At 39.1% G+C, this 8,959-nt stretch carries 9 protein-coding genes; 5 read left to right on the top strand and 4 right to left on the bottom strand.

All coding sequences use genetic code 11. The features are described 5' to 3' along the window. The first annotated feature begins 131 nt into the window (after positions 1-131). Positions 132-914 carry an alpha/beta hydrolase gene (locus H6G68_RS26085; protein ID WP_190909246.1) on the top strand — a complete coding sequence of 261 codons (783 nt, stop codon included), beginning with the start codon at positions 132-134 and terminating at the stop codon, positions 912-914. Between the two features lie 27 nt (positions 915-941). Here H6G68_RS26085 and H6G68_RS26080 read toward each other — a convergent pair whose 3' ends face one another. Together H6G68_RS26080 and H6G68_RS26075 are read right to left on the bottom strand one after the other, a co-directional pair. Further along, the gene (locus H6G68_RS26080; RefSeq protein ID WP_190909245.1) at positions 942-2,000 is read right to left on the bottom strand and encodes a J domain-containing protein; all 1,059 of its coding nucleotides are present in this window, start codon (positions 1,998-2,000) and stop codon (positions 942-944) included. 209 nt (positions 2,001-2,209) lie between these two features. Then, positions 2,210-3,604, bottom strand: coding sequence for a carotenoid oxygenase family protein (locus H6G68_RS26075; RefSeq protein WP_190909244.1), 1,395 nt, complete (start codon positions 3,602-3,604; stop codon positions 2,210-2,212). 125 nt (positions 3,605-3,729) lie between these two features. Between H6G68_RS26075 and H6G68_RS26070 the strand changes: the two genes are divergently transcribed. From H6G68_RS26070 to H6G68_RS26055, 4 genes are all read left to right on the top strand, one after another. Then, the gene (locus tag H6G68_RS26070; RefSeq protein ID WP_190909243.1) at positions 3,730-4,368 is read left to right on the top strand and encodes a histidine phosphatase family protein; all 639 of its coding nucleotides are present in this window, start codon (positions 3,730-3,732) and stop codon (positions 4,366-4,368) included. A 100-nt stretch (positions 4,369-4,468) separates the two neighbouring features. After that, positions 4,469-5,602 carry a succinylglutamate desuccinylase/aspartoacylase family protein gene (locus H6G68_RS26065; RefSeq protein WP_190909242.1) on the top strand — a complete coding sequence of 378 codons (1,134 nt, stop codon included), beginning with the start codon at positions 4,469-4,471 and terminating at the stop codon, positions 5,600-5,602. A 429-nt stretch (positions 5,603-6,031) separates the two neighbouring features. Beyond that, entirely contained in the window at positions 6,032-7,006 is a 975-nt protein-coding gene (gene era / locus H6G68_RS26060) for a GTPase Era (RefSeq protein WP_190909241.1), read from the top strand. Positions 7,007-7,311: 305 nt separating this feature from the next. Further along, complete coding sequence (locus tag H6G68_RS26055) at positions 7,312-7,785, top strand: TspO/MBR family protein (protein WP_190909240.1); 474 nt, start codon at positions 7,312-7,314, stop codon at positions 7,783-7,785. Positions 7,786-7,856: 71 nt separating this feature from the next. Here H6G68_RS26055 and H6G68_RS26050 read toward each other — a convergent pair whose 3' ends face one another. Then, positions 7,857-8,534, bottom strand: coding sequence for a M15 family metallopeptidase (locus tag H6G68_RS26050; RefSeq protein WP_190909239.1), 678 nt, complete (start codon positions 8,532-8,534; stop codon positions 7,857-7,859). Between the two features lie 41 nt (positions 8,535-8,575). After that, the gene (gene yidD, locus H6G68_RS26045; RefSeq protein ID WP_190909238.1) at positions 8,576-8,821 is read right to left on the bottom strand and encodes a membrane protein insertion efficiency factor YidD; all 246 of its coding nucleotides are present in this window, start codon (positions 8,819-8,821) and stop codon (positions 8,576-8,578) included. Positions 8,822-8,959: the final 138 nt, after the last annotated feature.

The raw sequence follows: 8,959 nt of genomic DNA, 5'->3' as shown, positions 1-8,959 counted from the left end.
GTGAGGATTGCTCTGAATATATTCAAATATACTGCCCATAACGTCTTACCAAAAAATACACTTTTATATTCTTATACCATAATTTAATTCTTTTTCGGAGATGTCTAATAGGTGATTTAAGCTGGAAAAGAATGTTTAAATCATTAATTTTTATCTATATATTTTTTGCTGGATATGTTTATTTTCGCGCAGATAGTATGATTTTTCTGCCGCAACCATCTAGCTATAAAGACACTCAGAAAATTATCAAAATCACCAGTGCAGAAAATACGCAAATTTCAGCCATTTATTTACAAAATCCGCAAGCTAAATACACAGTTCTTTATGCTCATGGTAATGCCGAAGATTTAGGAGATATTCAGGAAATATTGCAAAAAATCCGCAATTTTGGTTTCAATATTTTTGCTTATGACTATCGTGGATACGGTACGAGTCAGGGAAAACCTACAGAAAATAATGCTTATCAAGATATTGATGCTGCTTATAATTATTTGACTCAAGATTTAAAAATTCCACCGCAGCAAATTATCGTTTTTGGACGTTCAGTTGGAGGTGGTTCAGCGGTAGATTTAGCAGCACGAAAACCTGTTGCAGGATTAATTCTTGAAAGTACATTTACTTCAGCTTTTCGGGTAGTTGTACCTTTGCCAATTTTGCCTTTTGATAAATTTAGAAATCTCGATAAAATCAAAAAAGTACAAAGTCCCGTATTAGTGATGCATGGTAAGTCAGATAATGTTATCCCTTTTACTCATGGACAAAAATTGTTTGCTTCTGTAACTTCACCCAAACTTTCTTTGTGGGTAGAGACAGCAAATCATGATGATGTTTACTCGGTTGCAGGAGAAAAGTATGGCAAGACTTTGCGCGACTTTGCTGATTTAGTCTCAAAAAACCAGAATTACCCAAAGTGATAAATTGAAGCTAAACACATCCCGGTTTTAAAAGATAATAATACCACCTAATTCTTCCATCATTTGTTCTAGAAGTTCCTCCATCATTTCCTGCTTTGAGGAACGCAAACTTGGAGGTCCATCGAGAAATTCTTTAATAGTAATTTTTTGTTCTCTAAATCCCTTCACAAAATCACGAATATCAGCAACAATACTAATTTGAGATTCTAGAGTTTTCACCATTAAATCAATAGAATTAATCCCTTGTTTAGTAGCTTTCCGAGCATCTGAAACCATTGCTCCTTCAGGAGTATTTTTAGCTAAACGTAGTTCCTGTTTTAATTTTTCATATTGATTTTTCAGAATTTCATTTTGTTGTTCTAGATTCTTGCACCTGCGCGTCAAATCATCTTCACTATTGCTATCAATAGATTCCCCTAACTGGTGCTGACGTTCAATTTCTAAAAGTCGCGCTAAATCTCCTTCTTGATAGGCTTTATTAATTTCTTTCATGATTTCTGTGTGTGACATTTGCGTTTCGCTGTCTTTTACCTTATCTGGGTGAAAGATTTCCGCTAACTTCAGAAATGTCTGCCGAACTTTTCTTGATTCTTCGGTTCGGCTTGCAGAACTAGATTCTACTTCCTGTTGTGATTCCCAATATTGACGGCGGTTTTGATTAGTTTCATCGCTATCCATTTCTTCTGAATTTTCAAACAGTTCATCTAGTTCTGTATCTTCTTCTTCTTCACCAACAGATTTGGGACTAATTATTCCTGTCATCTGGAGATTAAGGTAAAGTTCTTTGATATGTTTCTCTGTTTGTTTACCAAATTTTCTATTAGTCAAAATCTCATTAAACATCGCATGAATTTCTTGATCAAGTTCCGCCATTTTCTTGAAGCTGGGAGTGGCTTGATGAAATATATCTGTGGCTAAAGAGCGCATTCTTTCCACAAAATTATTTAATTCTGTCCGCTTCTTTTTAATCTGTTTCAATATTGATTGGTGTTCTTTTTCTAAACCCTCTAAATAGATATGCAATTCAGAGAGTGCCAGTGGTATTGCTGGGGTAGCTGGGGATGCAGACTTAGTTTTTCGAGGCATAAAAAAAGTAGGTAAGTTTCAGGGTTAACAGATAAATTCAGTAAAGGTTAAAAATACCCAACACTTGTAAGCATTTGTTGGGTTGCGCTGTCGCTTAACCCAACCTACAAAAACTCTTAACCGAACAGTATTGATACGACATCTATAATATTATCTGCTTCTTTGCAATATTTGAGATGCCGTATTCCTAGAATTTACCTGAACTTGAATTAGAGAGAATGACTCAATTGTGCTTCTGAAATCCAAGCACCGTGGAAACCGTAAGGTACTCGTTGGGGAATAATTACCCGCGCGACAGGTTCACTGGTTATATCTTGAGCATTGATGACTACTAATTCCGAAGTTTCTGAATTTTGATCATAAACAAAGGTGATTAGCCAACCATCATCTTCTGTGGTGGCATTAAGGCTGGGTGCAAATACTGTTTCACCGCCATAGCGTCCTTCTCCAAATTCATGGGTTTGGGATTGGCCATTACTGAAATTGTACTTAATTACTCCCTCAAATAAAGGTACAGGACTTGTTGCCATTTTGCCAGCGTAGCCATATTGGGTTTTTCTCCCCAGGAGGTTTTCGTTAACACGAGGAAATTCTGCGGGTACATCGTCAAGCCTTTCTTCTTTGACTGCACCTGTAATTAGGTTAAAGCGCCAGCGGTGGAGGAGGGGTATATCTGCTGTGGGATCTGTTTGTGAACCACCCATGAGAATTGTGGTAGAACTCATGCGACAAGCAATAAGTACTACTTCGTCTCCTTCTTCATAGGCGTTGAGGGTGTGGAAAACGAAGCAGGGGGAACTTTCAAACCAGCGGATGTTGCTGTTGTCTCCGTGACGTGGGACAATGCCAAAGCGACTGGGGCGATCGCTCTCAAACATCATCATTGGTTCTCCCCGCTGCATTCTTTCTGGGCTGAAAGTTAGGGGTAAATCCATGAAAATACTATAGTTTTCAGTAATGGCAAAATCATGCATCATTACCCCCGTTGGGATATCAATTGGTACTGTTCGCAATAATTCCCCTTGTGCTGAAACTACGCCATATTGTAAGTATGGTGGTGCAAACGAGTAACCAAAGAACATCATTTCCCCAGTCACTGGATCTACTTTTGGGTGAGCAGTAAAAGGAGAAACCAGCTGGTTATTGTAAGTGTATTCACCAATAGTTTCTAATTCAGGAAGTTGGATATTGTGCGGCGCACCTCCTTCCCACAATGCCAAAAATTGTCCCGCGTGCCATACTAGGGCAGTATTAGCGGTATTTTTGCCGATGCCATGAGGATTATCCTGTTGGGGTGGTTCCATAAATCCACTCCAGACAGCTTTACCCGCCTCATTTTCGATTTTCCAGCCTCTGGTGCGGATGTAGCGATTGCGATAAGTGGCTTTACCGTTGCTGATTTGTACACCATGTAACATTCCATCGCCATCAAACCAGTGATACTGACCAATGGGTGAGCGTTGGGGATTGGGTCCATTTCGCACAAACATCCCGGAAAGATCAGCGGGTAATTCACCTATAACTGGCAGTGTATCAGTGGTGATTTGTTGACAAACAGGGGCAAAATTACCATCAAGATAGGGATTTACGGCGGTTGTTAACATTGTCAATATTAAATTTGATTGGCACTTTCTTTAATATAATGAGCGATCGCTGATTTTGCCGGCCAACAATCAGGTTATTCTCGGAATATTGACAATGGCAAATTCAACCTGAGTGAGAATATACCGTGAGCCTAACTCTCTATCTACTCCGTCATGGACAAACAGAATCTAGTCGTATGAATGCCTATTGCGGTGCAATAGACTCAGAACTCACCCCTGACGGCTTAGAAATGGCAAAAGCATTTGCTGCTGCTTACAGTTCTACCCATTGGCAGGCGATTTTTTCTAGTCCCATGCGACGAACCATAGCGACAGCAAAACCTTTATGTACAGCTATAGGAATGCAACCTGAACTGCGAGATGGTTTGAAGGAAATTAACTATGGTGAATGGGAAGGAAAAACCCCAGAAATCATCAGCCGTGAATATCATGATGATTATATCCGTTGGTCAGCCGACCCCGCTTGGTATGCTCCAACTGGTGGGGAAAGAGGAATCACAATTGCTGCTCGCGCTATGCAAGTAATTGAAGAAATTAAGCATCTTCACGATGATGGTAATGTTTTAGCTGTTGCTCATAAGGCAACTATCAGAATCATTCTTTGTAGTTTATTAGGAATTGATATCGGACGCTTTCGTTATCGTTGGGGATGTCCTGTTAGCTCTTTAAGTATTGTCGAATTTACTGAACATGGACCCATGTTGCAGGCTTTGGCAGACCGGACTCATTTAGATGATAGATTGCGGAATTTACCAGGAACTTAAACTCACTAATAAAAAACTATAACCTCATGTAGAGACATTCTAGAGAATGTTTATACCCTATAGGTAATTAGCCAATCATCAAATTATCACCAATTTTATTATGTTTCCCATTATTGAAACTATTCCTTTACGTCAAATGGCTTCAGGCGATATTCTATCTCTTCAAGTTTACAAATTTATCGGTTTTCATCCTGGCAAAAAGGTTTATATTCAATCTAATTTACATGGAGCAGAAATTTCTGGTAATGCAGTTATTTATCAGCTAATCGAATTTTTATCATCAATAAATAACACTGATTTGGCTGGAGAGATTTGGTTAGTTCCTGTTTGTAATCCAATGGGAACAAATGAACGCGCTCAACATTTTTCTCCGGGGAGGTTTTGTGCTTATGAAGGTAAGAACTGGAATCGCATTTTTTGGGACTATGAGAAAGAAGCTGATGATTTAGTAGCTTTTACTCAATCTCAACTTCATCTTGATATGGAGGTCGTCAGACAAAATTATTTAACTACTATTAAAAGGAAATTTGCCGAAAATTTAGAAAAAATTAATTCTCCCGCTAGTGTCCCCTACACTGAACTATTTCGCTATCAACTACAATCCCTCTGTTTAGATGCAGACTACTTAATTGATTTACACTCTTCTAGTGATCAAGGTTTAGACTATGTTTATTATTTCCCCAAGCGAGAAGATAGCGCCAAATACTTCTTACTTGATTATGGAATTTTATTAGATGAATATGATGGCGATGCTTTTGATGAAGCTTTTATCAAACCTTGGTTAGCACTAGAATCGGCTTTTCAAAAACTGGGAAAAAATATCAGATTTGATATCGAAGCTTGGACATTGGAACTGGGAACAGGAATGCAGATCAAATCTGATTCAGTCGCTCAAGGTGTGCGGGGTGTAAAAAACTATTTAGCACAAAAAAGGGTTTTACAAATTCCTGACTTGATTCTACCTCAAACACAATCTCATCAAATGTATTTTGCAACCAGTAGCCACAGAAAAACCTATTATGCTATTGCAGGTGGTATGATTCAATCTAGAGTTAAATTGGGTAGTAGTGTCAAAGCGGGAGATAGACTGTATCAAATTATTAGCTTTAATAAAGAAGGTAAATTACCTACTGTAATTGATATCTGTGCTGAAGCAGATGGATTGATTTATGATATGTCAACAAATCAGGCTGTAAATCAAGGTGAGTCTGTCTTGGGAGTGCTTCAGTCATAAATCGTAAGAATTGAGAAGTGAGAAAACTTGTAATTTTACGATTTTCCTAAATTTGGATTATTGCTGATATTTTTTTATGAAAAGTAAGGATACAGAATTCAGAATTGAGAATAGCCTACGGCAGGACTAAGCCTACAGGATGAATCAGAATTTCCGAGTCATTCTTGATAATTTCTTGAAAAACTTGCTTCTCTAGATTCCTACTACCAACAAATATTGTGACTCCTGACTCCGGTCACTGAGCGTAGTCGTTCGCGAAGCGTCTCGAAGAGAAGTGCTGACTCCTGACTCCTGAATTCTTACGACGAAAAGATGAAAATATATTCAGTAATAGATTAAACTGAAAATAAGGACAACCCCGCACAGACCAGGGTGATGTTATGTCTGTTTTTGATTTGAAAAAAAACCAATTTATCCCCAGTGTGAAATATGAAGGTGGAGTCAAAGGTGAGTAGTATTGATAATTATACCTTCTCTATGGCAGGAGAAGTAACAATTCCCCAAGCTCCTCCTGAATTTAAATCAGGTTTTATCGGCATTATTGGTCGTCCCAATGTCGGTAAATCTACTCTAATGAATCAATTAGTAGGTCAAAAAATAGCCATCACTTCACCAGTAGCCCAAACTACGCGAAATCGCTTGCGAGGAATTTTAACTACTGAAAAAGCCCAACTAATTTTTGTAGACACACCAGGAATTCATAAACCTCATCATCAATTAGGTGAAGTGCTGGTACAAAATGCAAAAATTGCCATTGAGTCGGTAGATGTAGTACTGTTTGTAGTTGATGGTACAGTAGCTTGTGGTTCAGGCGATCGCTATATTGCCGAGTTACTCAGTCGTAGCCAAACACCAGTGATTTTAGGTATCAACAAAAGCGACGAACAACCGCCCGATTTTCAGAAACTAGATGAAAGTTACACAGAATTAGCCAATTCCCATCAATGGCAAAGTGTCAAATTTTCTGCCAAAACAGGTGCAGAAATAGTAAATCTGCAAGAATTATTAATTGGACATTTAGAATCAGGGCCGTTCTATTATCCACCTGATTTAGTGACAGACCAACCAGAACGCTTCATTATGGGAGAATTAATCAGGGAACAGATTTTGCTGTTAACGCGAGAAGAAGTACCCCACTCAGTTGCGATCGCAATCGATCTCGTTGAAGAAACCCCAACCATTACCCGTGTACTCGCTACCATCAACGTCGAACGCGATTCCCAAAAAGGAATTCTGATTGGTAAAGGTGGCACAATGCTCAAAGCAATTGGTAGCGAAGCTCGTGAACAAATCCAAAAACTAATTGCTGGTAAAGTTTACCTAGAATTATTTGTCAAAGTTCAACCCAAATGGCGACAATCAAGAATCAGGTTAGCCGAATTAGGGTATCGCGTGGAAGAGTAGAGAACGCTCCAGATGGGAAGTTAGATTTTAGATCTAAGATCAGGACTTACGCTTTCATCATCAAGGAACGAACCGCACAGGACGCTAAGGAAGAAGGGTTGGAGAGAGTTATTGCGTAAGTTCTGTAGATTTTAGATTCGAGTTAATTAAATACCATCCAAAATCGTTGGACTGAGCTTGCCGAAGTCCAAAATCCAAAATCGAATACCCAATCACCAACTTAGATAATGTATAATTAACACATCCTTGACTGTTAATATTACTGTATCAGTCATTATTAAAGTCAGCACCAAGGATACAAAGTTATGATTAAGTCTTGGATAGTAATCGGGGGTGTGACTTTCTTAGTTGCCTTCGCTAGTAGCTTCGTTACACCTAGTGAACGCCAATGGTTCAGGCGTTTACAAAGACCCAGATGGCTAACCTTTGAAGGAGCAATTCCACTGATTTGGACTGTAATATTTATCTGTGGTGCTTGGTCAGCTTATATTGTTTGGGAAAACAACCCAGGAACCAACACAACCTGGTTAATGATGGGTTTATACCTACTTCTAGAAATATTTACCATTGCTTACACACCCGTAATGTTTCGGCTTCGTAGTCTCAGAGTAGGTACAATTATCGGTGGCACAGGTTTCATTATCTGCCTTTTAGTCACCTTTGCAGTCTTACCAGTTTCTGTTTGGGCAGCATTATTACTGCTTCCTTATTTACTGTGGAGTCCTATCGGCACATATACAACTTGGGAAATGATTCACCTCAATCCTCAAGATGCTTAAGACTTGTGCCTACAAAATTACCTTAATCTCAGCGAACCTCCGCGTTTACCTCAGCGAACCTCTGCGTTTAATTAAACCAACCTACCATAACGAGCAGTTCCTTGATTCTGCAACCAAGCCCACATTTGATCACCACAGGAAAAATGCCACCATTCTCTAGGATTGCGTTGAAAACCAGCTTTTAACATCACATCCCGTAACAACTGACGGTTAGCATCATACTGTTGATTACTCTTAGCATAATATTCAGGGTGCGATCGCTCGGACATTTCATCAATCGGTGAACCCATATCTACAACTTGTCCATTTTCATCCACCAGGGTAATATCTACCGCAGCCCCCGTACTATGGGGAGGAGGAGTATTCATATCCAAACTTGGTACAGCCCAAATTTCATAAACCGCTTCCCAAACGTCTTCCCGTTGCTGGGGTGATAATTGCGCTTCTGTCAAACCCCTATCACGCAACGCTTCCCCAAAGCTGTAATCTACCATAAACTGCTGTACAGCCACAGGACGATAAGCATCGAATATCTGAATATACCAATTAGGATGTAGTAATTGTAAATAATTTTGCGCCTGAATCAAATTTGCAATCACACTTTCGCGCAAATAATAAGGTGAATGTACCCCATAATTAGCACCTAACTTTTCATAAGGGTGAGGAGATTCTACCGCAAACAATTCTAGAGGAATTTTTACTAAAGGTTCACCACATTCAATTATCGGTATTTGGTGATATGGCCGCATAATTTTTCAACGATATAATTCTAAATGAAAGGAATAATCTATCACTTCTCATGTTCACAACAAGACTTTGACTCCACCTCTGGAACAGGATCATAACCCCCTGGATGAAACGGATGACAGCGTAAAATCCGCCTAATACCCATCCAACCACCACGGAACACCCCAAACCGTTCAATAGCTTGAATAGCATACATAGAACAAGTAGGTTGAAAGCGACAAGTGGGGGGAAACAGAGGAGAAATAAATAAGCGATAACCCTTAATTAGCCAAATCAATAATATTTTCATAAAAAACCTCACGGGAGCTTGGAAACTCAGTGGCTTTAGCCTGCTGTGTCCCTGTATTGATTAAATCAAGCTTTCGCTGTAAAGTATCAACTGTAGCGAAAACTTGACTATGTACCTGACGCAAAAGAATCAAATCAG

Origin of the sequence: Anabaena catenula FACHB-362, from assembly GCF_014698735.1 — a bacterium.
GTDB classification, from domain to species: Bacteria; Cyanobacteriota; Cyanobacteriia; order Cyanobacteriales; family Nostocaceae; genus Anabaena; species Anabaena variabilis_A.
Note: the sequence above shows the minus strand (reverse complement) of the source record. Positions and strands in the feature narration are given on the sequence as shown.